This is a genomic window from Micromonospora sp. NPDC048905, assembly GCF_040649655.1.
Classification (GTDB): domain Bacteria; phylum Actinomycetota; class Actinomycetes; order Mycobacteriales; family Micromonosporaceae; genus Micromonospora.
The window spans coordinates 44,032-70,476 of record NZ_JBEZFV010000008.1; the positions used below are offsets into that span (position 1 = coordinate 44,032).

At 70.9% G+C, this 26,445-nt stretch carries 22 protein-coding genes; 8 read left to right on the plus strand and 14 right to left on the minus strand.

Annotated elements, in window-relative coordinates:
• Nucleotides 1-22: 22 nt before the first annotated feature.
• The gene (eccE, locus tag AB0C01_RS21475) at nt 23-1,942 is read right to left on the minus strand and encodes a type VII secretion protein EccE (RefSeq protein ID WP_357571918.1); all 1,920 of its coding nucleotides are present in this window, start codon (nt 1,940-1,942) and stop codon (nt 23-25) included.
• A 291-nt stretch (nt 1,943-2,233) separates the two neighbouring features.
• Between eccE and AB0C01_RS21480 the strand changes: the two genes are divergently transcribed.
• Both AB0C01_RS21480 and AB0C01_RS21485 read left to right on the plus strand, forming a co-directional pair.
• Nucleotides 2,234-2,554, plus strand: a complete 321-nt coding sequence (locus tag AB0C01_RS21480; RefSeq protein ID WP_357251555.1) for a WXG100 family type VII secretion target — start codon at nt 2,234-2,236, stop codon at nt 2,552-2,554.
• Nucleotides 2,555-2,576: 22 nt separating this feature from the next.
• Nucleotides 2,577-2,870, plus strand: a complete 294-nt coding sequence (locus tag AB0C01_RS21485) for a WXG100 family type VII secretion target (protein WP_357251558.1) — start codon at nt 2,577-2,579, stop codon at nt 2,868-2,870.
• Between the two features lie 85 nt (nt 2,871-2,955).
• On the opposite strand, the gene mycP is transcribed toward AB0C01_RS21485, so the two are convergent.
• Nucleotides 2,956-4,179 carry a type VII secretion-associated serine protease mycosin gene (gene mycP / locus AB0C01_RS21490; RefSeq protein ID WP_357571919.1) on the minus strand — a complete coding sequence of 408 codons (1,224 nt, stop codon included), beginning with the start codon at nt 4,177-4,179 and terminating at the stop codon, nt 2,956-2,958.
• A 152-nt stretch (nt 4,180-4,331) separates the two neighbouring features.
• On the opposite strand from mycP, the gene AB0C01_RS21495 reads away from it, so the two are divergent.
• Entirely contained in the window at nt 4,332-7,250 is a 2,919-nt protein-coding gene (locus AB0C01_RS21495) for an SseB family protein (RefSeq protein ID WP_357571920.1), read from the plus strand.
• A complete protein-coding gene (locus AB0C01_RS21500) occupies nt 7,247-7,612 on the plus strand; it encodes a hypothetical protein (protein WP_357251568.1) in 366 nt (121 codons plus the stop codon). Before AB0C01_RS21495 ends, AB0C01_RS21500 begins: the two co-directional genes overlap by 4 nt.
• Before the next feature lie 4 nt (nt 7,613-7,616).
• On the opposite strand, the gene AB0C01_RS21505 is transcribed toward AB0C01_RS21500, so the two are convergent.
• The 4 genes from AB0C01_RS21505 to acs form a co-directional block, all read right to left on the minus strand.
• Nucleotides 7,617-8,549 (minus strand): alpha/beta hydrolase, encoded by a 933-nt coding sequence (locus AB0C01_RS21505; protein ID WP_357571921.1) that lies wholly within the window; start codon nt 8,547-8,549, stop codon nt 7,617-7,619.
• A gap of 150 nt (nt 8,550-8,699) precedes the next feature.
• Nucleotides 8,700-11,153, minus strand: coding sequence for an immune inhibitor A domain-containing protein (locus AB0C01_RS21510; RefSeq protein WP_357572102.1), 2,454 nt, complete (start codon nt 11,151-11,153; stop codon nt 8,700-8,702).
• Between the two features lie 343 nt (nt 11,154-11,496).
• Nucleotides 11,497-14,292, minus strand: a complete 2,796-nt coding sequence (locus AB0C01_RS21515; RefSeq protein WP_357251574.1) for an immune inhibitor A domain-containing protein — start codon at nt 14,290-14,292, stop codon at nt 11,497-11,499.
• 268 nt (nt 14,293-14,560) lie between these two features.
• Nucleotides 14,561-16,525: an acetate--CoA ligase gene (gene acs, locus AB0C01_RS21520; RefSeq protein ID WP_357251576.1), complete on the minus strand. Its 1,965-nt coding sequence runs from the start codon at nt 16,523-16,525 to the stop codon at nt 14,561-14,563.
• A 328-nt stretch (nt 16,526-16,853) separates the two neighbouring features.
• Between acs and AB0C01_RS21525 the strand changes: the two genes are divergently transcribed.
• Complete coding sequence (locus AB0C01_RS21525) at nt 16,854-17,600, plus strand: oxidoreductase (RefSeq protein WP_357251578.1); 747 nt, start codon at nt 16,854-16,856, stop codon at nt 17,598-17,600.
• A gap of 7 nt (nt 17,601-17,607) precedes the next feature.
• On the opposite strand, the gene AB0C01_RS21530 is transcribed toward AB0C01_RS21525, so the two are convergent.
• From AB0C01_RS21530 to AB0C01_RS21545, 4 genes are all read right to left on the minus strand, one after another.
• Nucleotides 17,608-18,240, minus strand: coding sequence for a TetR/AcrR family transcriptional regulator (locus AB0C01_RS21530; RefSeq protein WP_357251581.1), 633 nt, complete (start codon nt 18,238-18,240; stop codon nt 17,608-17,610).
• An 88-nt stretch (nt 18,241-18,328) separates the two neighbouring features.
• On the minus strand, nt 18,329-19,132 hold the full coding sequence (locus tag AB0C01_RS21535; protein WP_357251584.1) for an HAD-IB family hydrolase: 804 nt from the start codon (nt 19,130-19,132) through the stop codon (nt 18,329-18,331).
• Between the two features lie 497 nt (nt 19,133-19,629).
• Entirely contained in the window at nt 19,630-19,872 is a 243-nt protein-coding gene (locus AB0C01_RS21540) for a hypothetical protein (protein WP_357251646.1), read from the minus strand.
• On the minus strand, nt 19,865-20,197 hold the full coding sequence (locus tag AB0C01_RS21545; protein ID WP_357251649.1) for a hypothetical protein: 333 nt from the start codon (nt 20,195-20,197) through the stop codon (nt 19,865-19,867). Before AB0C01_RS21545 ends, AB0C01_RS21540 begins: the two co-directional genes overlap by 8 nt.
• Before the next feature lie 317 nt (nt 20,198-20,514).
• Between AB0C01_RS21545 and AB0C01_RS21550 the strand changes: the two genes are divergently transcribed.
• The 3 genes from AB0C01_RS21550 to AB0C01_RS21560 all read left to right on the plus strand — a co-directional run bounded on the left by AB0C01_RS21550 (nt 20,515) and on the right by AB0C01_RS21560 (nt 22,219).
• The gene (locus AB0C01_RS21550; RefSeq protein ID WP_357571923.1) at nt 20,515-21,087 is read left to right on the plus strand and encodes a helix-turn-helix domain-containing protein; all 573 of its coding nucleotides are present in this window, start codon (nt 20,515-20,517) and stop codon (nt 21,085-21,087) included.
• Nucleotides 21,088-21,284: 197 nt separating this feature from the next.
• Nucleotides 21,285-21,728, plus strand: coding sequence for a hypothetical protein (locus AB0C01_RS21555; RefSeq protein WP_357571925.1), 444 nt, complete (start codon nt 21,285-21,287; stop codon nt 21,726-21,728).
• 23 nt (nt 21,729-21,751) lie between these two features.
• Nucleotides 21,752-22,219, plus strand: a complete 468-nt coding sequence (locus tag AB0C01_RS21560; RefSeq protein ID WP_357571926.1) for an NUDIX hydrolase — start codon at nt 21,752-21,754, stop codon at nt 22,217-22,219.
• Nucleotides 22,220-22,307: 88 nt separating this feature from the next.
• Here AB0C01_RS21560 and AB0C01_RS21565 read toward each other — a convergent pair whose 3' ends face one another.
• The 4 genes from AB0C01_RS21565 to AB0C01_RS21580 all read right to left on the minus strand — a co-directional run.
• Nucleotides 22,308-22,739 carry a hypothetical protein gene (locus AB0C01_RS21565; RefSeq protein WP_357571927.1) on the minus strand — a complete coding sequence of 144 codons (432 nt, stop codon included), beginning with the start codon at nt 22,737-22,739 and terminating at the stop codon, nt 22,308-22,310.
• Nucleotides 22,740-22,812: 73 nt separating this feature from the next.
• Nucleotides 22,813-23,322, minus strand: a complete 510-nt coding sequence (locus tag AB0C01_RS21570; RefSeq protein ID WP_357571928.1) for a hypothetical protein — start codon at nt 23,320-23,322, stop codon at nt 22,813-22,815.
• A gap of 337 nt (nt 23,323-23,659) precedes the next feature.
• Nucleotides 23,660-24,691, minus strand: a complete 1,032-nt coding sequence (locus tag AB0C01_RS21575; RefSeq protein WP_357571930.1) for a hypothetical protein — start codon at nt 24,689-24,691, stop codon at nt 23,660-23,662.
• A 576-nt stretch (nt 24,692-25,267) separates the two neighbouring features.
• On the minus strand, nt 25,268-26,445 hold a 1,178-nt coding region (locus tag AB0C01_RS21580), incomplete at its 5' end, for a hypothetical protein (RefSeq protein WP_357571931.1).

Below are 26,445 nucleotides of genomic sequence, written 5' to 3' on the forward strand. Positions count from 1 at the left end.
GCCAGTTGACCATGCCGGTGGGTCAGCCGCGGCCCGGCCGACCGATCAGTTGTGCCTCGATCGGCGTGGGGGAGAGCAGCGCCCAGCGCAGCGCCCGCCGGTTGACCACGGCGACCATGTCGTCCCGGATCCGGGTCAGCCACTCGGCCGAGCCGCCCAGCCCCAGGGCGGCGCCGGCCAGCGCGGCCTCGCCGTCGTCAAGCGGTTGCAGCAACGCGAGGTCGGCCCGGCTCAACGCGTCGACGTCGGCGGGGGTCAACTCGTCCCGTACGACAAGCGTGGCCCGCCACGGCGGATCCGGCTCGGCCTCCGCCGGCACCGGCCCGGCGTCGACGACCAGCAGCAACGGACGCAGGGCGGTGCCCACCCCGTCGGCGACCCGTCGACCGGGCGGGAGCAGCGGGATCGTCCCGCCCGGTGCGCCCACCCCCCGGACGAACGGCTCCCAGGTGCGTGGCCGCGCGGTCTGCACCACCACCAGCGCCCCGAGTGCCAGTGCGCGCAGGGCCACCAACTGCGCCGCGCGCACCCCGCCGACCAGCAGCACCCGGGTGCTCTCCGGCCGGAAGAGTCGCACGGTGACGGCCCGGCCATGCCGATTCGTGCCGACCATCATGCCCGCGTCGCCCAGGGTCAGCTCCCAGTCGTCCATCGCGATGCGTGGCCACGCCCCGGGTGTGGTCAGCGCCAGCGGCAGCGTGGCGGCCAACCCGGGCAGGTGTGCACCGTCGAGACGTCGCAGTTCCCCGCCCAGGTCGGTCACCAGCCGTTGCAGCGCGTCGGTGGCGGCGGTCAGCTCGGTCGCCGTCGTGGCGGTCAGCCGTACGGTCAGCTCGGTCGGCGCCGGGCCGGCACCGGTGCTCGGCGACGGGCCCGCGGTGATCGACACGGTCGTCGCGGTCGCCGGCAGCGCGAGCATCCGGGGCACCAGCCGCGGCCCACCCGGAGCGCCCGACTCCGGCCACCGGACCAGCCGGAAGGTGGCCTGCACCAGGGCGCCGGTGCGCAGGGCCGGCCAGGACTCCCGTACCGGATGGCCGTCGTGGTGAGCCAGCTCGGCCAGGACGCGCAGGGCCGCGGGTACGCCGAGTGGCCGCGCGGTCAGCGGTCCGAGCCGGCGGACGACGCGACGTACCGTGCCGGCGAGCACCCGGCGCAGGTCGTCCTCGGACCACCCGTCCACCCGCGGCACCCGGATCGCCACCACCGCCCGCTCCCGCCCGGCGAGCCGCCCGTCGGTGAGCTGCCGGTACGACGTGCCGGCCGTGCCACCCACGGCCGGCGCCGGCGCGGGCGACCCGGCGAGCAGCAGTTGGACCCGCAGCGGGGGCACGTCCGGACCGGCCGGGGGCAGCAACGCGGCCGGCGCGGGGATCACCCGGGACACGTCACCGAGCAGGTCACCGGGGTCGCCGAGCTCCAGTAGCGCCACCAGGCCCGCGGTGTCCACCAGGACGGCGGCCGGACCGCCGGTCAGCTCCGTCGAGCGGACGACGGTGCCGGGAGCGACCAGGTCGAGCAGTTCGGCCGCCCCGGTCGGCCCGGCGAGCGCCCGGCGGCGGGTCAGGTGCCCGACCGCGGTGCCCAGCCACTCGAAGAGCCACCGACCCCGGAACCGGACCCCGGCGACCGCCAGCAGTAGCGCGGCCACCAGTGCGGCAGTGACGACGACCGGCGCGGGCCGGCCCACGGCGGTAAGGACGAGCGCTGCCGCAACCTGCGCGGTGACCAGTTGACCGGCCCGTACCCCGGCGCCGGCCCGCCGCTCGGACCAGGCCCAGCGGTCCAGGGGTGACCGGCGGCGGGCGGTGTGCGGACCGGTGGGGTGCAGGCTGACCTCGGTGCCGGCCGACTCACCCGGCCCGATCGCTCGCGGGCTGGCACTCGGCCCGGACCCGACCGGGGTCGCCGGGTGCGGCCCTCCGGTGGTGATCGCCGGCACCGTGCCTCCTCGACCAGTGGGACCGGGGTCCCGGCGACCGGCCCGCCCTCCGACGGCCCGTCACTCGCCGCGACGTGGCTGCGGCACATCGTAAGCGACCGATGGCTCATGTGGTTGTCCACAGGGGAGACGTCAGGGGTAGCAGAACCGCAACGAGGCCGCTACCGTCAGCCACGAAGTCATCGCTGACCCGCGTCTCAGTGCTCGACGACCGGGCCAAGCGAACGACGCGTTCACAGGGCGGGCGCGTCGACGGCCAAGGCGCGATCAGGGAGACGAGGTGACGTCCGGGTGTCCCAGACCCAGGCAGAAGCCGCGGTGATGCAGCAGACCGCCGCGAAGTTCGAGCAGATCGACCAGTCGTTGCAGTCCATGCTGACCGGCCTGCTGGCCGAGCTGCAGGTGTTGCAGCAGGCCTGGCGTGGTGCTGGCGGCCGGTCGTTCGAGCAGGTCAAACAGCAGTGGTCCCAGGACCAGGTGGCGCTGCACCGGGCGCTGCGGGAGACCGCCGGGGCGATCCGCACCGCCGGCCGGCAGTACGACGTCTCCGACGACGAGGTGGCCAGCCGGGTTGCCGGCACCAATCGCGGCGGCATCCAGCTGCCGCTCTGATCCCGCTCGGGAGGGAAATCCGATGGACCATGGTGTGCTGGTCGTCAACTTCGCCGCGCTTCAGCAGGCCGGCGCGGACATTCAAAAGGCGCTGAACACGCTCGACTCGCAGCTCGGTCAACTCGAACGAGACGCCGCCCCGCTGGTGGCGAGTTGGACGGGTGAGGCCCGTCAGGCCTACGAGCAGCGGCAGGCACGGTGGCGGTCCGCCTCGCAGGATCTCCAGGCGATGTTGCGGGACATCAAGGTGGCGGTGCACGACTCGGCCACCGACTACCTGGACACCGAAAAGAAGAACACCGGGCTGTTCCAGTGAACGCGGTGGGTCGGGAGCGCTGACCGTGTCCCGGTCAGCCACCCGCCCGCCGGAGGTCGTCGGTCCGGGCGGTCGGCTGTCGGGGTCAGGCCGGGTCGGCCGGGCGCCAGCGTCGCCGGGCTCCGTGGGGCACCACCAGAGCGAGCAGCGCGACGCTGGCCGCCACCGTGCCGACTACCGCGGCGACCAGCAGGGCGCGCCTCTGCGCGGTCGCCCGGCGGGCCTGGCGGGCCAGCAGTGCCGGGTCGGCCCGGTCGTCGGCGAGCACGGCCACCGGTCGAGGATCGGCCGCGCGGCCACCGCTGGTCTCGGTGACCGCCCGGTACGGGTTCAGCACGCCGGCACCGTACCCGCCGCCGTGGCCCGCGTCGGGAGCCGGATCGGCGGTGGCGATGATCCGTTCCGCGACCTGGGCTGCGGTCAACTCGGGCCGGTACTCGCGCAGCAACGCCGCGGTGGCGGCCACGAACGGCGCGGCGTAGCTGGTGCCCTCGACCTGATGATGGCCCGACCCGGGCGCGGCGGTCAGCACGTCGCTGCCCGGCGCGACCAGGTCGACGTACGAACCGGTCTGCGAAAAGGCCGCCCGTCCACCGTCCGCGCCGATCGCCCCCACGCCGAGCACCCCGTCGTAGCCGGCAGGAAACGGTCGTGGATCCCCGCCGTCGTGCAGGTTGCCGGCGGCGGCCACCAGCACCACGTCCCGGTCGACGGCGTACCGCACGGCCGAACTTACTTCCGGGTCGTCCGCGTACAACACGACCGACAGGTTCACCACGTCGGCGTCGTGGTCGACGGCCCACCGGATGGCCTGGGCGAACTCGTCGGCGCTGACCGTGCGCCCCGACTCGCGCCCCTGCACCACCTGCTGCTCACTCACCCGCACCGGCATGATCCGGGCATCCGGCGCCAGGCCGCGGAAGGCGACTCCGGGCTGGGGCGCGGCCGCGATGATGCTCGCCACACCGGTGCCGTGCCCGGCGCAGTCCCGACTGCCGTCACCGCCGGGGTCGAGCAGATCGGTGCCGGCCAGCACGCGCCCCGCCAGTTGGGGGTGCACCCGGTCCACCCCCGAGTCGACCACCGCGACGGTCACCCCGGCGCCGGTGGCCAGCGGCGCGAGCCGGGTCGGGTCGTACCGCTGCTGTGGCCACGGTGTGGCCGTGACCGGCTGGACGGGGGCGAGTGGGGTCGCGCACGCCGGTGCCGTCCGGAGCCTGGCGGTGGCGGCGACGGTCGGGAGGACCGGTACGGTCAGCACGCTGACGGCCAGACCTGCGAGGACCGGGCGCGTGATCGATCGGGACATCGACAGCCTCCGTATCGTGTCGGCTCCGGAACGGGATGTTATCGGCTCGCCCGCGCCCCGGCGGGCCGCCGACGGCCAGCCATTGTGATCTTGGTACCACCTTGTAGGTTGTACGCGATACCTGTGGCCTGTTCTCGGAAGGGGAGGTGGCCGTGACCGCATGGGAGCCGGCCACGGAGGCCGAGGTGGCGATGCGCGACGCGCTGAGCGCCAACGATCAGGAGCTCTACTTCCGACTCCTGTCCCGCACCGACCTGTTGCTGCCGGTCTCCGCGCCGGCGCAGCCCGGCCAGGCCCCGCCCGGGTGGGGCACCTGGACCACCGGTGGCCGGACGCACGTGCTGGCCTTCACATCCGCCGCCGCGCTGCGGGTCTGCCTCGGTGAGCACCCCGGCACCAACCGACGCGTTCCCTTCGCCGACCTCGCGGTCGGCTGGCCCAACCAGGAGTGGTGGCTCGCGGTCAACCCGGGTCTGCCGGTCGAGGGCTACCTGCCGGCGTGGTTCGTGTCGCAGCTCTCCCGAGGCGACGTGCGCCTACCCGGCCGTGCCATGGGTGCCCGCGCCCGGTTGGAGCGGGCGGAGACCCTGGCCCGTACCCGCACCGGCACGCCCGGTCGGGACGCCGCGCCGGCTGCTGGATCGCCTCCCACGACGGCTGCGACACCGTCCGGCCCCACTCCGGTCCCGCCTGCTCCGGTTCCCGCTGCTCCGGTCCCGCCTGCCCCGGTCCCGCCTGCTCCGGTTCCCGCTGCTCCGGTCCCCCCTGCCCCGGTGCCGCCGGCTCCGGTTCCGCCTCGGAGGGCCGCGTGGGGTCCGGCGTCCCGGGCGGCCGGCGCCCCGCCGGTGCCCGGCCCGACGTCGCGGACGCCCGGCCCCGTCGCGCCGTCGCGCCGACCCTACGAGGAGGATCTGCCCGCCGCCGGTCAGCGACACCCGAGCGATCCGCCCCAACCCGGAGCGCCGGGCATCGGCGCGCTGCCCCGCAGCGGTCGGCCATCCCGGTTCACGCCGTTGAAGCCCGCCGATCGTTCCGGGTCCGGTCCGGCCGACGCCCCCGGGCCGGGCGTGGGCTGGCCGGCAGCGAACCGGCCCAGCGACGCCGACGGCCCGGCAGCGGCCAACGGCAACGGCGGCCCCCAGCCCGCGCGGCGCTCCTTCTTCGAACCGACCACCGCCCGGGAGCGGGCGTCCGACCCGCCGCTGGGCGGGGGGCGCTCCGCTGACCGGGCGGCCCCGCCGACCCGCTTCGGGCGCGGCAGCCAACCCTTCCCCCGTCGCCGTCCGGCCGATGCGCCGGCCGAGGAGGCCGCTACCCGGGCCTTCCCGATGACGGACCCGGACGCCACCAGGCCGCCGCGACCGCCGGCCGGCGACCTCGGCGCGTTCCGAGGGGTACGCGCACCCGCGCCCGGCGAGGAGATCACCCAGCCCCTGCCACCGCGCCGACCAGCCCCGATGGCCGAGGAGCCGACCCGCGCCTTCCGGATGACAGGTGAGCAGCCGCTGAGCCGGGTGTCGGAGCGGCCCAGCCCGTCGGCGGACGAGACCCAGGCGATCCCGCACGACCGGCCGAGCCGATTCGGGCCGGTGGAGGAGTTGTCGGCGTCCGTCGCGGAACCGGTCTCCAGCCCGCCCGCGCCGCGCCGCGGCTTCACGCCCATCGTCATCGAGGGCACCATCATCGAGTCCCGCGACCTCACCGAGCCGGTCGAGACCAGCGGCCTGTTCGACGCGGCCCGGCCGTCCCGCCCGGCCCAGGCCGCCCCGCCGCCGTACGTGCCGGCGCCCTCCGGTCCGGACCTGTTCCGGCCGTCGTCCTTCAGCCCCAGCCCGTCCGGTCCCGCGTCGTTCGACCCCGGTCCGAGTCCATCGGCGCCGCCCTCCAGCGGCCCGTCGGACGGGGGCCACACCCCGGACGACCTCAGCGGCGTCGGCAGTGGGCACACCGACGACCGCGGCGGCGTCGCGGTCGGTGGCGATCGCACCGACGTCGACGGCTCGTCGGTCGGCGTGACCGGCGCGGATCGGGTCGGTGGCGAGCACGCGACCGTGGACGGCACCGGACAGCCGCCGCCCGTCGACGAGCCGGCCCCGGTCGAGTTCGAGCCGGCCAACACCGTCGAGGAGGACCTCCTCGGTGCCGCAGGTGCCGGCAGCACCGACACGTTCCTGTCCACCCTGCTGCTGGCCCGGGTGCTGCTACCGGCCGCCCCGGATTCGCTGCCGGGCAGCCGTCCCGGTGATTCGGGCTTCGTCTGGCGGACGGCGCAGCTCGACGGTGAGACGTACGTGGTGGTCTACACGTCACCGGAACGCCTCGCCGACCACGTCGAGGGCGACGTGGTCACCGTCCGCGTGAAGTTCGCCCAACTGATCCGGCGGTGGCCCGACGAGGACTGGTCGTTCGCGGTGAACCCGGGCACGCCGGTCGGTGCCAAGCTGCCCGGTGAGCAGATCGTCGCGTTGGCCAACTGGGCCGCCGAGGTGGGGCTCGGCGACGACCTGGAGGTGGACCCGGAGGAAGCGCCGGCCGTGGCGGAGCCCACCGCCCGCCCCCGGTACGCCCCCACGGCGGTCGACCCGACCCGACCGACGGTCATGCAGAAGGCGGTCGCGCCCAGCCAACTCGCCTACTACCTGGATCGCGGGTACGACCGGGTCTCCGGCTTCGTGCACCGGGCCGGTGAGCTGGCCCACCTGACCACGCCCGCGCAGGTGCACGACGCGCTCGGCCTCAGCTACCCCGGTTCGCCGTTCGCCCGGGACGCCGAGGAGATCTACGTGCTGCGCTGGCCGGCGCACCGGCCGAGCCTCTACCGGATCCCCTACGGCGGTCAGAACGAGCCGGCGATGCGGGCCATGGAGGGGTGGGTCATCGAGCGTCCCCCCTTCCGGGGCAACGGCTTCGCCCCGGGGGAGAGCAGCGACGTGGTGGCCGAGTTCAAGGTGGACAGCGCGCGCCTTCCGCACGGCGCACAGCTCTGGCGGATCGGCGCGGACAGCACCGAGCGGGTGATCGCCGAACTGGACACCGACACGGTGGTCTGGCGACGGGTCGGTGAGGCGTGATGCGCGACGGTTACGTGGCCCGGTGGCAGGGCCGGGAATACCAGGCCAGCCCCGATGGCGACAGCATCCGCCTCTACCAACGAGAGCCGGGCGAGGGCTTCGAGGAGGTCCGCGCCGGCCGGTACGTCCGGGTGCTGCCGGCAAGCGAGATCGAGGACCTGGCGTACGTCCGGACCACCTGCACCTGGCAGGGGCAGCCATTCATCGTGCTTGGCGAGCACGACGCCTGGTTGCGGGTCGAATACACGGGTGGCCGCTGGCCGGTGGCCGAGGCGATGCGGCTGGAGGTCTTCGACTTCGGCGTCTACCAGGGTTGGGCGCCGGCCTCCGAGGTCACCGACCTCCGGGAGCAGCGGGTCTGAGCGGTCAGCTCTTGGCCCAGCGCAGGATTTCGCCGAGCACCAACTCCGGTGCCTCCAGGTGCGGAAAGTGCCCCACCCCGTCCAGCAGCCGCCACTCGTAGGGGGCGACGACGTAGCGGCCGGAGCCCAGGGCGGTACGCGGCAGGGAGGCGGTGTCCAGTGCGCCGTGCAGTTGCAGGGTCGGGGTGGCCAGCGGCTTCTGCATGAGGCGGACGAACCGGTAGCCGTGCAGCCGCAGCAGCGAGCGGAACGCCCAGCGGTAACCCTCGAGCGCGCAGAACGCGGCCTGCGGGATGCACATCGCCTCCCGGCACCGCTCGGCGTACGCCTCGAAGTCCGGCCCGGCGACCCAACGTGACCCACCCCAGCGACGCAGGATCTCCGCGATGGCCGCCGCGCCGTCCCGGGTCAGTACGTGCTCGTAGCGGGGTAGCTGAAACTTCAGCGCGGGTGTGGAGGCGGCGAACTGCCCGCGCGGGTCGGCGAAGATGCCGGCGCGCAGTCGCAGCGGATGTGGTGCCCCCAACACCACGAGGCGGCGGACCAGGGGCGGATGGAAGGAGGCCACCGTCCAGCCCACCATGCCGCCGACGCCGCTGCCGACGATCGTCGCCGACCGTTCACCGAGCGCACGGATCAACCCGGCGATGTCGGCCGCGAGGGTGTAACCGTCGTACCCCCGGGGTGGTTTGTCGCTGGCGCCGTAGCCGCGCAGGTCGACGGCGACCGCCCGGAAGCCGGCGTCGGCGACCGCCGGCAGCATCTGGTGCCACGCCCACCAGTGCTCCGGGAAGCCGTGCAGGAAGAGCACCATCGGCCCGGTGCCGGCCTCGACCACATGGAACCGGGTGCCGTTGGCGCCGACGAATCGGTGCGTCCACGGCCCCTCGGTGAGGACACAGGACTCGTCGACGACTCCGCCGCGCTGGTCGGTCATGGCAGACAGCCTAGGACCCGGTTGTCGCAGGCGGCCCCGGCGGTCGCGTTGAACAGGGAGAAGCCCGGGTTGTCCCCTACCGGGAGGACAAAGGGCGGCGCCCGGGCAGACGAGCTGCCCGGGCGCCGCTGGGTGGTGCGGGATCGTCGGTCAGAAGATCCGGATCTTCATCGAGGTGCCGTCCTGCTCCAGAACCTTGATCTTGACACCGGTCGCGGGGAGCTTGACGCCGTGGTTCGGCAGCTCCTCGTAGAAGTACTTCTTGGTGTCGTCGAACAGGGGCTGCGCAGCCTTACCACGGATGTACTGCGGCTGGCTGTTGAGGCGCAGGGTGAACGAGTCGGCCTTCTTGAGGCTGAACGGCGCGTCGTAGACCTGGATCCGGGCCCGCCACGGAGCACCGGTCAGGTTGTAGATCGGCTCCGGGTGCGCGTCGATGTACAGGTTGCGACCCTCACCGGGGTGACCACCCGGGTTGGACTCGGACGCCGGCGCGGTGTTGTTGTCCGACCAGCGGGTGTTCCAGTACGAGATGAGCAGGCCCTCCTGGTACGCGTAGTGGTCCACCCAGTCCGGGCGGGTGTTCGCGTAGCCGAAGAAGTACGGGCCGGTCTTCAGGTACTTGTCGTACGAGACGTACGACCGGTTGCCGGCGATGTAGAAGTTGTCGAACAGCCGGGTGTAGGTCGCGCCGACCACCTGGAAGTCCTCCAGGGCCCAGCCGGCGTCGGTCTCGGCGCCGTCACTGAACACGGTCTGACCGTCGGCGGTCACGGTGATCGCGTCACCGAAGAAACCACCCTCGGAGACACCACCGTCGGTGACGTAGTGCAGGCGAACCTGCGCCGCCTTGCCGGCGACCGCCGTCAGCGGGATGTTGATGTCGACCCAGGTGCCGTTGCTGCTGCCGGAGAGGGCCGGGCGGCCGGCGCCGTCGACGCCGATCGGCTGGCCGTTGGCGGTGCCGTTCAGGTCGATCCAGGTCTGGCCGCCATCGGTCGACGCCTCGAAGTAGAGGTAGTCGTAGTTGGATTCGATGCTGTACTTGCCCTTGAGTGACAGTGCCGCGGAGGACTTGCCGGTGAGGTCGAACGTCCTCGTCATACTGCTGTCGAGGTTGTCGTCATTACCGGAGAAGTACTGCTTGGAGCCCTCGACGGGTGCGCCGTAGTTGAAGGTGTACTCCCGCTTGGGCAGCACCACCACGACAGCCTGTGCTTCCTTCGAGTTGTACTCCTGTGGACCGAGCTCCACCTTCTTGTCCTGGCCTGCGACGACCACCTCGTAGTCGAGCCAGCCGAGCTGGAACTTGTTCCACGCACCGAGGTCGCCGCCCCGGTCGCCGATGCCGGCGTCGTTCTTGGCACCTAGCCGGCTCTGCGCCATCAGGGTCCAGTGCTCGTTGTTGTTGTCCGCGGGTCCGTAGTCGTCCGGCAGGCCCAGATCGTGGCCGTACTCGTGGTAGAAGACGCTGCGGCCGCCGTTCTCCGGCTGGATCGTGTAGTCGCGGATCCAGATGCCGGTGTTGCCGATCTGGGTGCCACCAGCCCGGTTGTTCGCCGGGCCGACGGGCGAGCTGTTGAAGGCCGACCAGCGGTGGCTCCAGATGGCGTCCTCACCCTGCTGCGGGTCACCGTCGGCCTGGTCGCCGCCGGAGTGGACGATCTGGAAGTGGTCGATGTAGCCGTCGGACTCGTTGAAGTTGCCGTCGTGGTCGAAGTCGAACCGGTCCCACTGGTCGAAGGACTTCATCTCGGTGGCGATCTGCGCGTCGGTCCGGCCCTTGGCCTTCTGGTCGACGACCCACTGGTTGGCGGCGTCGGCGATCAGGTTCCAGGTGTTCGAGCAGACGTTGTCGGCGCAGACGGCCCGGTCGTCCCGCGGGTCGATCGGCTGGCCGGGCAGCGGGTCCGGGATCGGGTCGTCGGAGCGACCGTAACGGGCCTCGTTGTACCGGACCTTTACCCAGTCGGTCACCTCACCCTCGACGCTGTAGCGACCCGAGGACTGCGCCTCGTAGTACTGCTTGAGCGACTCGTCGCCCGGGTTGGTGCCGAAGTAGATCTGGCGGAAGTGCTCCGGGCTGAAGTCCGGCTGCCAGATGGTGGAGTTGTCCACGGCCCGGTTGGGCTCGGGAATCTTGTTGTGCAGCGGCCCCTCGAACGTCGTCGGTCCGGCGATCTCCGGTTCGATGTCCTTGTCGGGGTAGGACGGGTGCCGCTCGTCACCGAACTCGGCAAGGATCACGAAGATCTTGTCGGTCTGCTCACGCTCAAGCTCGACGTACTGATCCTGGGTGGGCGGATCGGTGGCGGCGGAGCGGGCGTTGGCCGTGGTGGTGGCCGCCTTGCCGACCTCGCCGACCTTGACGACCGTGCTGCCGTTGCGCTCGATCGGCTTGCTACGACCGCTCAGCACGTCGCTGAGACCCTGCTCGCGCAGGGCACGGCGCTTGTCCTCGAGCGTGTCGGGGAGCTCATCCTTCAGTGCCTGCGGTTCGGCAGCGGCGGGTGCTGCTACCGGCAGTTTGGGCTGAGGCGCCGCCGAGGCGGACGGGCCGAAAGCCAGGCCTGTCGCCGTCAGTGAGAGCCCGAGCAGACCCACTGCGACTTTGCGCACGTGGTACCTCCGGTGTGAGGGAACCGGCCCCACGGGGGTACGGGCCGGTGGGAGATCGATCCCACGAGTGGGACCAAGGGTGAACATAGTTACTGCTGGGACACCTGGGAAGACGAACGCGTCGATTTGTTGCAAGATTTTGTGGGGAATGCGTTCCGCCGTCACACCCCCAGCGTTTCACCAGCCACATTGACCTGCGGCGGGCTGATCGTGCCGACACGCAACAACATATCTCGATCTATGTGATCGATGTACGACAGTGGGGCCGGAGGCGTCTCCGCCACCGGCCCCACCACACCGCTGTTATCGGTTACCGCTCAGCAGATCGTCACTTCTTCGCCGGCGTGACGAAGATCGTCGCGGACGAGTTGTCCTTCGCGGCCTTCTTGATGGTGAGCGACACGCCGTAGTTCACGCCCGCGTCACCGGGGTTGCCGGTGCCCAGCACGATCGCGCCGCCGCCCAGGGTGACGCCGTAGAACTCCGGCGCCGGGCTGCCGTCCGGGTGGGTGACCCGGGTGGTGTACGGCGCGTTGTTGCGCGACGGAACGACAACCGACGCGTCGTTGTCCCGGGCGTACGCGGCCCCGTCACGCATCTCGATGCCCGGGTACCAGGTCTTGGCATCGGTGAAGGACTTCACCGGCGCCTGCGCCTTGAACTTGGTGCAGTACTCGCTGTACGGCTCGTCCGCCGCCTCCAGGCACTCCGTGAAGGGGTACGTCTTCTGGAGCGTGAAGGCCGCGTTGGCCGACTGCGGGCGGCTGGGCAGGTTGTCCGTCACCGACGGGTCCTTCTCGGCCGCCACGCCGGTACGGCGGTACGGGTCGAAGTGCGAGTCGACGATGAGCAACCCGCCCTTCGCGCCGTAGCTGGGCAGCGCGGTCATCTGCCCGGTGACGTGGTTGACGTCGCCGAGCGCGCTGTCCCGGTACCACACGAGCATGCCCGGCGCGTTGTACGAGATCCGGTCGACCTTCCACGCCTCGTGCGAGTAGATCGTGTCGTACGCGTACTTCAGGCCCTTGTCGAAGCCGTCGAAGTTGCGCCACTCGGCGAGGTAGAACTGCGCGTGGACCTCGGTGCCGCTGGAGACCTTCCAGCCCCCGCCGGTGGTGTCGACGAAGGTGCCGACGGTGGCCGTCCAGCCGTTGGCGCCGCCCTCGACGTCGTCACTCCAGGTGGTGGCGCCGCCGCCGGTGACCGAGAAGTCGTCGACGAACCAGTTGCGCTCCTGGAACGCCTCGTCGGTGGCCTGACGCAGTCGCAGCTGCACGGTCGTCCCGGCGTACGCCGACAGGTCGACGTAGTCGTGCCGCCAGCCGTCGGTGCTGCCGGTCAGGCCGTACTTCTTGCCGCCGAAGTCGGTCATCCGGCCGTTCGGGTCGGCGTAGCCGTCCGGCGTGGTGACCGCCGTGCCGGCCTCGTCGTACACCTTCTGCTCGGTCCAGGTCGTACCGCCGTCGGTGGAGAGCTCGACGAAGCCGTAGTCCCAGTCCTCCTCGATGATGTAGTTGTTCCACATCCAGAACTTCGAGTCGGCTGCCGCCGGCACGTCGACCGAGCGGCTCAGCTTGACGTCGGCCCACTCCTGGTCGTTGTTGCTGTGCCACATCTTGGTGCCGCTGTGCGGGGTGGCCAGCGTCGTCACCTTGTCCGGCAGGTCGACCTTGATGCCGTCCTCGGAGTCGATCGGCGTACGCGAGGTCTGGCCGAGCTTCACCTCACGCGGGTTCGACCCGGGGCGGATGGTCAGCGGGTCGGCCCAGCCGAGCACCCACTTGTCCCAGATGCCCATGTGCGTGGGCAGCGCCTGGAAGATCTCACCCGAGTGCGAGCCCGAGGCCATCAGGTCCCAGAAGTCCACGTCGGAGTCGGCGTTGCCGGACGTGTCGTAGAGGTCCGGCAGGCCCAGGTCGTGGCCGAACTCGTGGGCGAAGACGCCGACGCCGGCGTCCTCCGGCTGCACGATGTAGTTCGACGCCTTCAGGTTGGTGCCCGGGATGGTGTAACCACCGGCGACCGTGGAGGAGTGCGCCCACACGGCGTACACGCCCTGGTCGCCGCCACCGCGGGACTTGCCCTGCCCGGCGTGCACCAGCACGAGGTGGTCGATCACGCCGTCCGGCTCGTAGACGTTGCCGTCACCGTCGCGGTCGGCCTGGTCCTCGATGTCGTAGTCGGCCCACGGGAAGGTCGGGTCCTTCGCGACGAGCGCGTCGATCGCGTCGGTCGCCAGGCGGCCCGCGCCGGCCGGGTTGTCCGGGTGGCCGTTCATCGACTGCTCACGGCCGGGAACCCACGCGCCGGTCTCGTCCTGGAAGCAGCGGTTGGCCGCGTACCAGCCCTCCGAGTGCGGCACGGTGATCCACGGGCTGGACTGCCCGTCCACCGTGTACGCGTTCTTGGACATCTCCAGGTACATGTTGTGCATGGTGCGGCCGGACAGGTCGATGCCCTTCTTGCCGTCCGGGCCCCGCAGGTCCGTGCGGACCCGCTCGGTGATGCCCTTCTTGCTGTAGAGCATCTTGTTGTAGTGCGACGGCGAGAAGTCCGGCACCCACATCGAGTTGTTGTCCTCGTGCGGCAGCCGCGACGGGTCCGGGATCTTGTTGTGCTTCGGGCCGTTCTGCACGGTGCCGGGCACGCAGGTGCGGTCCTCGAACACCGTCTTCGGCACCATCACGTCGGTGAAGTCGTCGTTGGCCTTGTCGTTGAACTCGACAAGCAGCGTCAACAGCTTCGCCGTCTGCGTGGTCGGCGCCTTCTTGAACTTGCGGGGGTTCTGGCCGGTCTTCAGCGACTTGGCCTCGTCCTTGGCCAGCTGCCGCGCGGTCACCGGGTTGCCCCGAGCGTGCTTCTGGTCGAACTCGCGCGCGGACTGCATGGCAGGGGTGTAGACGCCACCCTTGCCCTTCACCTCGCGGCCGGTGGTGTCCGGCTGCACCTCGGGCTCGGCGTAGTTGATGTAGTGCTCATCCGCGCCGATCACCGCCCGGGGCGTCGGGGACGCCGACTGGGCTGCCGCGCTGCCGGTCACGGTCAGTGACGTGGCCGCGAGGGCGATGGCGGGCAGTGCGACGAGTAGTCGTCGCCGCGACCCGGACTGGGTTTTGTGGTTCATGCCGCTCCGTTTCTCGGGCATGGGGAGGAGGACGTGGGGTTGCCCGACCGTCGATGTGACGAGTGTCGAACTCTGCCAACCTGCGTGAACCTAAGTCACAACTGGCCGAAAGGACAGAGGTGACCCACCGTCTGTGGCCGTTTAGCCGCTATCGGGTCAGCCGACCGACCGATGTGACAGTCGCGCGCCGGTGTGAGTCGTACCCGTAAGAAACGACGGAGGGTGGCGGTCCGCACGGACCGCCACCCTCCGGTGTGTACGCCTGTCGTCAGTCCTCGTCGGACTTCGCCCCGCTCATCCCCGAGGAGATCAACTCCATGACCGAGGAGTCCTGCAACGTGGTCACGTCACCGAGCGACCGGTTCTCCGCGACGTCGCGCAGCAACCGCCGCATGATCTTGCCGGAGCGGGTCTTCGGCAGCTCCGCCACCAGCATGATCTGCCGCGGCTTGGCGATCGGCCCGAGCGTCTTCGACACGTGGTTGCGCAGCTCGGCGATGAGCTGCTCACCGGCGTCGCCGGCGATGTCGGTGCTGCCGCGCGGAATGGCGAACGCGACGATGGCCTGCCCGGTGGTCGGGTCGGTCGCGCCCACCACCGCCGCCTCGGCCACCGACGGGTGCGACACCAGTGCCGACTCCACCTCGGTGGTCGAGATGTTGTGCCCGGACACCAGCATCACGTCGTCGACCCGGCCGAGCAGCCAGATGTGCCCGTCGTCATCCTTCTTGGCACCGTCACCGGCGAAGTACATGCCCTCGAACCGGCTCCAGTAGGTCTCGATGAACCGGTTGTCGTCACCCCAGATGGTGCGCAGCATCGACGGCCACGGCTCGCGCAGCACCAGGTAACCGCCGCCACCGTTCGGCACCGACTGGCCCTGGTCGTCGACCACGTCGGCCACGATGCCCGGCAGCGGGGCCATCGCCGATCCCGGCTTGGTCGCGGTCACCCCCGGCAACGGGGAGATCATGATGGCGCCCGTCTCGGTCTGCCACCAGGTGTCGACGATGGGCAGCGCTCCGCCGCCGATGAACTCCCTGTACCACATCCAGGCCTCAGGGTTGATCGGCTCGCCGACGCTGCCGAGCAGCCGCAGCGACGACAGGTCGTGCCCGGCCGGGATGTCCTCGCCCCACTTCATCATCGTGCGGATCAGCGTCGGAGCGGTGTAGAGGATGCTGACCTTGTACTTCTCCACGATGTCCCAGAACCGGCCCTTGTGCGGGGTGTCCGGGGTGCCCTCGTACATCACCTGCGTGGCGCCGTTCGAGAGCGGGCCGTACACGATGTATGAGTGGCCGGTGACCCAACCGATGTCGGCGGTGCACCAGTAGACGTCCGACTCCGGCTTGAGGTCGAAGACGGCGTGCGTCGTGTACGACGCCTGGGTCAGGTAGCCGCCGGTGGTGTGCAGGATGCCCTTCGGGCGGGCCGTGGTGCCGCTGGTGTAGAGGATGAACAGCGGGTGCTCGGCGTCGAACGGCTGCGCGGTGTGCTCGGCCGACGCGGTCTCCACCGTCTCGTGCCACCAGTGGTCCCGCTCCGACCAGGCCACGTCCTCGCCGGTACGGCGGACCACCAGCACGTGCTCCACCGACGGGCAGCTCGCCACCGCCTCGTCCACGGTCGGCTTCAGCGCCGACGGCTTCCCCCGCCGGTAGCCGCCGTCAGCGGTGATCACCACCTTGGCGCTGGCGTCCTGGATCCGGTTGCTCAGCGAGTCGGCGGAGAAGCCGCCGAAGACCACACTGTGTGCCGCGCCGATCCGGGCGCAGGCCAGCATCGCGACCGCCGCCTCCGGGATCATCGGCAGGTAGATCGCCACCCGGTCGCCGGCCGTCACACCCAGCTCGGTGAGCGTGTTCGCCGCCCGGCAGGTCAGCTCGTGCAGGTCGGCGTACGTGAGGGTCCGGGTGTCGCCCGGCTCGCCCTCCCAGTGGATGGCGACCTTGTCGCCCCGACCCGCCTCGACGTGCCGGTCCAGGCAGTTGTACGCCACGTTGAGCTGCCCACCGACGAACCACTTCGCGAACGGCGGGTTCGACCAGTCGAGCACCTCGTCCCACTTCTTCGACCAGGCCAGTCGGTCGGCCTGCTTCGCCCAGAAGGCGAGGCGGTCGGTGTCGGCCTCCGCGTACGCGTCGATGGTGACGTTGGCGTGCGCGGCGAGTTCGGCCGGCGGGGGGAACTGGCGCGTCTCGTTCAGCAGATTTGCCAATGCCTCGCTCATGCCGTGACTCCTTCGTCCTCGGGTGACCTGCGTCTCGCTGGGCACGAGGGTAGTCCCGGGTCCTCCGGCCGGCGACCGCTGCCCGCCCCGGTCGCGCCGAGCGGCTCCCGCCGCGCGCCCGACGGCCCGTCGCCACACGAGGCACTTGATCGACACCGGTTTCTTGACGTCGCGGTGTCCAGGCCAGGCGGACACCCCGACTTCAACGAACCCGTGTTGACCTTGCCCGCATCGGGTGTCGGCCCCCACGGGCGCCGGGCGGGTGGTCCGGGTCGCGCTGCGGCCGGGTGCGCCCCGCCGGGCCGGCCCGGGTCGCTAGCGTGGCGGGGTGACCACCGACCCGCTCGCACCCCTGCTCGCGCTCGCCGATATCGCCGCCGCCGTCGATCGTGCCCGCGAGCGGTTCGACCAGGCGCTCGGGCATCGCGCGCTGCGCCGGCACGGCGGGCAGGTCGCCGCCGAGGTGAGCCTCCGTTCGGCGGTGGCCAGCGCCGCCCTGGAGGGGGCCGGGCACGAACGCGAGGCGGTCCGCGCCGGCACCGTCACCGATCCCGTGCTCCAGGGGGCGCTGCGGGTCGCCGGGGCACTGCCCGGCCTGAGTGAGCTCTGGCCGAAGGCCCCGCGGCAGGCTCTCGCGAAACTGCACGTGCTCGCCGCCCGGGACCTGGTGCCGGAGGCCGAGCTGGGCCGGCCGGTGGCCGACCCCGTGGTCGCCGCCCGGCTGGACGGGCTGGCCGGGCTGGTCGCCGGCGGCAGCACCGTCTCACCGCTGGTGCTCGCCGCCGTGGTTCACGGCGAGTTGCTGAACCTGCGCCCGTTCGCCGGGCCGTCCGGCGTGGTGGCCCGGGGCGCCGCCCGACTGGTGCTGCTCGCCAGCGGCCTCGACCCACGTGGGCTGCTCGCCGTCGACGTCGGTCACCGCGAGCGGGAGCCCGAGTACGTCGGTTCGGCCGGCGCCTTCGCCACCGGCACCCCGGACGGGCTGCGCTCGTGGCTGCGCCACTACCTGGCGGCGGTCGAGGTCGGCGCCGACCAGCTCACCGTCATCGGCGACGAGATCCTCGCCGCCGCCTGAGTGGCGGTCACTCCCGCCGTACCGCGCGGTTGACCTTGGTTTGCAGCGCTCGGCGGGCGATCGGCCCGAGGTCGTCGACGATCTCCAGCAGCAGCGCGAGCTGGTCGAGCGCGGCCAACGCCTGGTCGGCGCCCGCCCGGTCCACCCCCTCGTAGAGCTCCAGCCCGATGAACGCGGCCGACACCGCGCGGGCCAGGCCGGGCACGTCGGCCACCTCGACGAACGGTGACCCGGCGAGCAGCCTGCGCAGGACCGCCTCGATCTCGTCCACCCAGAGCTGGAGCGCCGCGGCCGTCGGCGCGGCCATCCGCTGGTCCGCCTGTGCCCCGGCCAGCATCTGGGCCAGGAAGGTGACGTTGCCGAGCTGGCGTTCCTCGTCGTGCAGCGCCCGCCCGACGGCGAGCAGTTCGCGCAGCGAACCGGCCGAGGCCAACCGTGCCGACCAGTGCTGGACCCGCGCGGCCGTGCTGGTCCGGCAGGCCGCCGCGAGCAGGACGTCGACCGTGCCGAAGTGGTAGAAGACGAGCGCCTGGTTCACCCCGGCGGCGGCGGCGATGGTACGGGCGGAGACGCCGGCGATGCCGTGCTCCCGGATGGCGGCGATGGTGCCGTCGAGGAGGCGCTGTTTGGTGTCGGACATGGCTCTCCTCGGGGCCGGGCCGGGTGCGGCGGTGCGATCATCGCATCGCTGACCAGTCGGCCGAGCCAGGTGGCGAAGCCCGGACCGGTCAGGCGGTCGCGGCGGCGCGGGTCCGGCGATGCCGGCCGTACCAGGCGATACCGATGGCCACACCCACCCCGACACCCAGGGCCGCAGCAGCCACCGGCACGGCGGGCCGTTCCCGCAGGCGGCGACCCAGCGGGATCGGGTGCCGGAACTCCAGCACCGGCCACGCGTTCTCCGCGGCCAGCCTGCGCAGCTGCCGGTCCGGGTTGACCACACTCGGATGACCGACACACTCCAACAGCGGACGATCGCTGTACGAGTCGGAGTAGGCGTACGAGTCGGCCAGGTCGTAACCCCGGGCGGCGGCCAACTCGCCGACCGCCTCGACCTTGCTCGGACCGGCCGCGTAGAACTCGACCTCGCCGCTGTACCGGCCGTCCCGAACCGTCATCCGGGTGGCGATCACGTCGGTGACCCCGAGCAGCTCGCCGATCGGCCGGACCATCTCCTCGCCCGACGCCGACACCAGCACCACGTCCCGCCCGGCGGCCTGGTGCTCCGCGATCAGGACAGCGGCTTCGGCGTACACGTAGGGGTTGATCAGCTCATGCAGCGTCTCCGCGACGATCTGGCGGACCTGCTCCACCTGCCAGCCCTTGCAGAGCGCAGCCAGGTAGTCCCGTGTTCGGGCCATGGTCTGCTCGTCGGTGCCGCCCAGCCGGAACATCAGCTGCGCGTACGCCGACTTGACCACGTCACGCCGGGTGATCAGCCCGTCCCGGTAGAACGGCCGACCGAACGCCAGGGCGCTCGACTTGGCGATGACGGTCTTGTCCAGATCGAAGAAAGCGGCACTTCGGCCCACGGCGCGAAAGTCTAGCCGGATGGTCTATCGTCGGCGGGTGCCCGGGGTCAAGCCACCCCTCAGACCTGCGGGCTGACACCACAAATCCCGCTCTGCGTGATCACGCTCACACTCCGCAAGGAGATTTTCGCACTGAGTGGGGTCGGCACCACTCGACGTGACGGGTCCGCTCAGGCAGACTTGTCCGTACGACGAGCTTTCACATCCCCGAAACAGACAAAGACCCTCAGCGGTTGCACCCCCCGTGGCCGCTGAGTGGTTCGGCTCGACCCCCCCGGAGCCGAACCTTCGACGACCCCCGTCTCCCCCCGACGGGGGTCGTCCCTTTGTGGGGAGCGCTCCCGGCCAGGTGAATGCGGGTGTCCCGGGTCAGCCGAGCGAGGCGGCGGGGGGAAGTTAGCGAGGATTGGCCGGACCCGGCCATTCTGGTCCGGCCACGCCGCCATCCATCGGCCCGGCGCTACCTCGGTGACCCACTAGACCAGAGAGGTAGATGGTCACGGGACCGCACCGTCGGGCGGGAACTTGCTCGCGCGTACCAAAATTTGCGCCTGCGGACCACGGCGGCCGGACGGACCAAGCCGAATCCCCTCGACCCAGATCCACTCACCCTCTGGGGGGCGGTGAGCCACCAGCCGAATACCGGTCACCCACAGCGTGACCGACCCGTCCGATGGCAGAAGGCGATCGGCCGTGTCGATCTTCAGCACCGCGCCGAGTCGTATCCGAATGTCAAACACCGCGTCTCCTCATCACCGGCGCCAGGTTGCGAGGCGGCGCGCTGTCGGTCTTGCCTGGCTGGATCTGAAGGCCGGCGATCTGCACGAAGATCTCCCGCCGGGCCAGCGCCTTGCCGCTCGCTGGATTGATGGAGTAACCGGTGAGCCACACCCAGCCGTGATACGTCGGCTTGTCGCAGACCGAGGTCACCCGCAGCCACAGCGCCCGATCGCCGCCGAACTGCACCGACGTCCGGCCGTCGATCAGCACCAGGTCGCCCGGAACGGGGACACCCGGCCGGCGGGGCGTCGGTGTGCGAAGCGCCGAGGCGGCCGGGGCATTCACGAGCCGTCGATCGCGTCGCGGCTCCACACCAGCACCCACCCCGGGCCAGCCTCAGCAGGTCGCCGCGCGACCGAAACCCGCGCAGTCCGGGCACGACCGTTGGGCCAGAGAACGGGTCCGCTCCGTCCCACGCCCCATCCCCCGGATGGCGGTGCGAGCAAGTGTGTACTTCCAGCCCAAGCCCCAGCAGGATTGCCAGCTTTTCGATACGTCTAGCCCCTTCATGCAGCCAGGTTGTGGCACATACCGCCCAGCAACCCGGAAAATACTTCCGGGGTCGCAGTCGGCCGAGGGGAGACAGTGAACCGGTGCGCGGGATGACGAACACCCTGACCATCGGCGAACGTGTCGGCTGGTACCGCCGGCGGCGCGGCCTGTCCCAGGAGGTCCTGGCCGGACTCATCGGCCGCACCGCTGACTGGTTGGGCAAGGTCGAGAACAACCGAATCGAGCTGGACCGGCTCTCCGTCATCAAGTCCCTCGCAGAAGTCCTGGACGTCTCCCTCGGCGACCTGCTCGGCGAACCCTCGCTGCTCGACTGGACCGGCGACAGCGGCACCGCCACTGTCCCCGCACTCCGTGCCGCCCTGATGGACTATCGCGCCCTCGGCCCCTTCGGCAGCGACACGGACGCGGAGCCAACGAGCGTCGCTGTGCTCAGGAAGGAGGTAGGCGCCCTCTGGGATGCCTACCAGGACTCCCGTTTCGGGTACGTGACCGGCCGCCTGCCCGAGCTGCTGCACCGCGCCCAGGCCGCCGCCGACCACCACGACGGCGACGGCCAGGACCAGGCTCGTCGGCTTCTCGGCTGGCGTACCAACTCGCCGCTACCCAGCTCACCAAGCTTGGCGAGAGCGACCTGGCATGGATCGCCGCCGACCGCGGCCTGACCGCCGTCCGACCCACAGGTGACCCACTCGTCACCGGCTCCCTGTTCCGCTCCGTCGGACACGCCCTGCACGCCACCGGGCGCTACGCCGAAGCGGTACGCCTCACCGAAGACGCCGCTGGCTTCCTTGAACCCCACCTCACGCACGCCACACCGGCGCTGCTCTCCGTCTACGGGACGCTCTTCCTGTCCGGTTCGATGGCCGCAGCCCGCTCCAACGACGCCCTCACCACCCGTACCTTCCTCGCCGCCGCCGACCAGGCCGCCGGCCGACTCGGGGCCGACGCCAACTACCTCTGGACCGCGTTCGGCCCGACCAACGTCGCCATCCACCGCGTCGCCACGGCCGCCGAGTTGGGCGACCTACAGGTCGCCATCGACCTCGGCCCGCGCGTCGACACCGCCGGGCTACCGATGGAGCGTCGGGTACGGCACTCCCTCGAAGTCGCCCGCGCCTACAGCGCGTGGAACCGGGTCGACGACGCCCAGGCCGTCATCCTCGACGCCGAACAGATGGCACCCGAGCAAGTTCGGCACCACTTCCTCAGCCGCCAACTCGCGCTGACCTGGATCCGACGGCAGCGCGGCAAGCCCTCGGCCGAACTGGTCGGCCTGGCCCAGCGACTCAAGGTGCTCGACTGAACCGGCCCATCTAGGCTGCCCTGGTGACGGCCAACGAGATGCCACCCATGGCAACCCCACACGTCGCCGCCGGTGCCCTCTTCTTCAATGACGATGGCCACGTGCTCCTCGTACGTCCCAGCTACAAAGAGCACTGGGACATCCCCGGCGGCTATGTCGAACCCGGTGAGTCACCCCGAGCAGCCTGCATACGCGAAATCCAAGAGGAACTGGGTCTCACCCCGGCAGTCGGGCCGATGCTGGTCGTGGACTGGGCACCTGCCGAACATGAAGGCGACAAGCTTCTCTTCATCTTCGACGGCGGATCACTCGGCGCCGAGCAGGAGCGCGACATCCGCTTCACGGACGGTGAACTGACCGAGTGGCGCTACGTAAGCCCAGAGTCCTTGGAACAGCACGGCCTGCCCCGGCTCGTCCGTAGGATCCGCACCGCTATCGCAGCGCGCAGTAACGGCGTGTCCGTGTATGCAGAACACGGCAGCGCAATCTAGACCGCAGTTTCGATACACGATCAAGGCGGCCCGAGCGGAGGCCCTGCGCTCGTCATCCCGTCCGGGGCGGCCGGTGCGGGAGCCGCGCCTACGGGTTGTCCAGGGTTTCGAGGTTCACGTACTCGCCAAACGGCTCGGTGGATCCATCCCAACCGTTCCAGCCCTGTTGGGTGATCTGGCCGTCAACGTAGGTGTATGACCACTGGGCACCGTCCTCGCCCTCGATGTGGAGGGCGCCCGAGCGCACGAACGGCGCTATCGCCACGTAGAAAGCCGTGGCCTGGTTCGACCATTTGGGGTCACCCTCGTCGTCGTACCCGAACTCGATCCAGTCTCCGTCCCGGATGATCGAGGCTCTGGCCTCGACTGCCAGGTCGGCAACCGTGTCAATCGACGGAGACGCGTCCGGCTTGTACCAACCAGCTTGTCCAGCCATGGCGGCCTGGGCAGCGGCGGCCGCGGCGTCGTCGTCCGACTCCGGGGGGTTCAGACGCCCTGAAGGCCGCACCGTGTATCCCACGGCGGGCACCCTACAACGATCGATGCCGCTAGCGCGCGAAGTTGGGTTGTCCGGGCCAGGCAGGAGCCTTGCCTCACTCCTCGCCGAACAGCGTTCGCCGGAAACCGGGTCCGGTCCGCTGCTGAGGCGGGTGGAAGCGCCGGTAGGTGATCGGGATGAACAGCAGGATCAGGACGGTGATCGCCGCGCCCACGATCAGGGGCGGCCCCAGCACGTCCGCAACGAGGACCCAGGTTGGCGCCGACGTGTGTTGAGGCGTGTTGGCGCTCGGGGCATCTGGGTTTCCGGCGAAGGAACCGCGCCCTTCGACGAATGCCACGCCGCAGCAGAGAGCGAACGGGGCGGCCACGAGGCAGGCGGTCCCATGCGCCCACCTCCGGCCGCGTACGAGCCCCACCATCGACAGCAGGAGACCGGCCATGGCCAGGCCGGACACGACAGTGGCCACCTGGTGGAACACCACGAGGCCGAGGTCCGCGAGACCGTTGCGGTTGACGGCCTCCTCGGGCGGCACGCGATAGACCGCGTCGTGGCTCGTCAGGTCGTAGATCACCGTCGCGCCGTTAAGCGCCAGGCCGAGCACCAGGAGGCCGACCGCGACCGTGGGTGCGACCACCGGCCAACGTGGTGCCGACGTCACGTCACCCCAGGTCTGTCGCGGATTCCCACGGAGATCACCTGCGGAACATACCCAAACCCGCGACATCGATGGGGACGGCCGACCCGGTCCCGAACAACGATGACCGCTGTTACGTACGTTCCCGATCGTCTGGCTGCCGCTCGTTGTCGCCGGCGCCGCAGGTGACACATCGTTCGCGGCGGCGAAGGTGGTAGTCAGCACGGCGAGTCCACCGGTGACGAGCACGGCGGCGTAGCCGTACCGGTCCGGGTCCGGACCCGGTCGGGCCGGTTCGCCGCCGTCATCGCGTGCCCTCGGCGAGCGCGGGGTGCTGGTGGCCGGGTCGACGTTCTAGCAGATGCAGGGCGGCGGTGATCGCCAGGGCAGCCCCGGCGAGCAGCGCGCCCAACTGGGTGAGCCCGTTCAGGGCGGTGACGTTGTCCGACTCCGGCGCGCCGAGGACCACCGCCAGGAGGGTGAGCAGCGCGTACCCGAACATCGCGCCCGTACCGACCCAGGTGAGCGCCAGCCCCACCCGCGCCGCCGTGCGGCCGCCGCCGGACGGCCGGCGCAGCATGAGCAGAACGCCAACCGCGGCGGACGCCGCCATCAGCGCGTTCACCACCTCGCCCGAGCGGGCCGTGTACTCCCACCCCTCCTGGTAGGCACCCAGGAACGCGCCCTCCGTACCGAACGCCATCAGCAGGTGCGCGACCGCGATCGCCGCGGCGACGGCGCCACCCACGCGGGCAAGCACCACCTGCAGGCCGCGGGTCGCGCCGACTCCGGCGGCCGACGGACGGTCGAACAGGTACGGCCAGCGCGACCGCGCGTACCCGAGGAAGGCGGCAGACAGCAGCAGGCCCTGCAACGCGAACGACGTGTAGACGACCACATAGGTCCACGGGGCGACGAGGCCTCCGGAAAGACTCACCTCCCGGCCACCTGTCACCGCGCCGGCCGCCGCTCCGTTGACCACCTCGATCACGGCCGGGGTCAGCAGCCCGGTGCCGACCCAGACCGGTGCCAGCACCAGCCACTCCGGCAGCCGCAGTCCCCAGCGGTGCGTGAACGCGACCGCGACGAGGATCGCCACGACATCCATCGCCGCGGTGACGATGTTCGGTGCGACGAAGTCCGCGCCACGCGCCGGCGAACCCTCCGGCACGCCGACCATCACCCCGCCGATCCACAAGATCTTCAGCAGCAGGTACGGCAGCACAGCGGCGACCACCCCATAGCCGATCACCATTCGGGTTATCCGCGTACGCCGCGAGCGGTCGAGTACCAGCCCTTCCACGCCGGGACCACGCGACACCTCATCGACAGTCATAGGTCGATCGTCCGCGCCGGCGGGGGCGCCACTCCTCCCCAGCAGGGGCCAACACCGTCCCTCCACCGGGGGAGCGTCGACTGTCGACGTCCCGGCCCAGGGTGAGTCAGCAGTCGTCGGCGGCCGGGAGTGGTGACGGACGATCGCCCACGCGCATCACGTTCCCCCGCGGCCTGTTCGCCGAATCATGACGAACATCCACCTTCGACAAAACCGTCATGTGCGGCTAAATCGTACGTAAGGTCTGAATCGGTCTGATGCGTCGCCTTTGCCTGCGGCGTGGCGGCAAGTCACTGCCAAGCAGCTCTGGTGTGTCCGGAGTGGCTCTCTGGAGGGGTCATGAACAACGACCGACGGCTGCAGCGCGTCCTGAAGCATGGCCGCGCCGCGTCAGGGCTGAGTTCTGCCCTGCTGGTAGTCGGGATGACGGGTGGACCCGCAGCCGCAGCGCAACCCGAGGAGGCGACATCCTCTGCTCGGAGCATGCAGATCGGTACGCCCGGTCCGCTCGGCCAGTACGGCAGCTGGCCGTTGGCCTGGTCGAGCGTTCGCCAGGACGGCGACGGACCTGATTCGTCAGACCAGTACCCGGACGCGCCAACTGACTGTGGCCCGCAGGGCTGGCAGGGTCCGTGGGGTGGAAACGACAGGGGCAAGCAGCCCAAGTCGGACTACCCGCACGGCTCGCACGGCGCCAAGGGCGCTCAAGGCCCCCAGGGCGACACCGGCGCTCAAGGCCCCCAGGGTGACGCGGGCGCTCAGGGTGCGCAGGGTGATGCGGGCGTTCGGGGTGCGCAGGGCGACGCGGGCGCACAAGGCTTCCAGGGTTCTCGGGGCGATACCGGCGCTCAAGGTGACGCCGGCGTTCAGGGTGCGCAAGGTACTCAAGGCGCGGAGGGCGACGCGGGCGTTCAGGGCGCTCAAGGAGCGCAGGGAAACGCAGGTGCTCAAGGAGCGCAGGGCGACGCAGGTGCGCGGGGCAGTGCGGGTACGCAGGGAACTCAAGGTTTCCAAGGTGCGCAGGGCGACTCGGGCGCTCAAGGGGCGCAAGGTGGGGCCGGGGTCCAGGGCGCTCAGGGTGCTCAGGGCGAGGCGGGAGTTCAGGGCGCTCAGGGTGCGCAGGGTGTTTCGGGTGTTCAGGGTGCTCAGGGCGCAGCCGGCGTACAGGGCGCGCAGGGTTTCCAGGGTTCGCAGGGTGACACAGGCGCTCAAGGCGAGGCGGGGGTTCAGGGCGCCCAAGGTGCGCAGGGCGCGTCGGGCGTTCAGGGTGAGGCCGGCGTGCAGGGCGCTCAGGGTTTCCAGGGCGCGCGGGGTGACGCTGGTGCTCAAGGCGCTCAAGGCGCTCAAGGCGCTCAAGGCGCTCAAGGCGCTCAGGGCGCTCAGGGTGAGGCTGGCGTACAGGGCGCTCAGGGTTTCCAAGGCGCGCAGGGTGACACAGGTGCTCAGGGTGAGGCCGGTGCGCAGGGCGCGCAGGGCGACGCAGGCCCTCAAGGTGAAGCGGGGGTTCAGGGATCCCAAGGTGCTCAAGGCGCACAAGGCGCGACTGGTTCTCAGGGCGATGTCGGTGTTCAGGGTGCTCAAGGTTTCCAGGGTGCGCAGGGCGGGGCGGGGGTTCAGGGTGCTCAAGGCGCGCAGGGCGCGTTTGGCGCTCAGGGGGCGCAGGGCGCGCAAGGCGCAACTGGCGCTCAAGGTGCTCAGGGTGTTCAGGGCGATGTCGGTGTTCAGGGTGCTCAAGGTTTTCAGGGTGCGCAGGG

Coding starts and splice junctions, on each gene's coding strand:
- AB0C01_RS21555 (WP_357571925.1), top strand. CDS start 21,285: ATGGCCGCAGCCCGCTCCAACGACGCCCTCACCACCCGTACCTTCCTC.
- AB0C01_RS21515 (WP_357251574.1), bottom strand. CDS start 14,292: ATGAACCACAAAACCCAGTCCGGGTCGCGGCGACGACTACTCGTCGCA.
- mycP (WP_357571919.1), bottom strand. CDS start 4,179: ATGTCCCGATCGATCACGCGCCCGGTCCTCGCAGGTCTGGCCGTCAGC.
- AB0C01_RS21505 (WP_357571921.1), bottom strand. CDS start 8,549: ATGACCGACCAGCGCGGCGGAGTCGTCGACGAGTCCTGTGTCCTCACC.
- acs (WP_357251576.1), bottom strand. CDS start 16,525: ATGAGCGAGGCATTGGCAAATCTGCTGAACGAGACGCGCCAGTTCCCC.
- AB0C01_RS21575 (WP_357571930.1), bottom strand. CDS start 24,691: ATGACTGTCGATGAGGTGTCGCGTGGTCCCGGCGTGGAAGGGCTGGTA.
- AB0C01_RS21550 (WP_357571923.1), top strand. CDS start 20,515: ATGACGAACACCCTGACCATCGGCGAACGTGTCGGCTGGTACCGCCGG.
- AB0C01_RS21530 (WP_357251581.1), bottom strand. CDS start 18,240: ATGTCCGACACCAAACAGCGCCTCCTCGACGGCACCATCGCCGCCATC.
- AB0C01_RS21485 (WP_357251558.1), top strand. CDS start 2,577: ATGGACCATGGTGTGCTGGTCGTCAACTTCGCCGCGCTTCAGCAGGCC.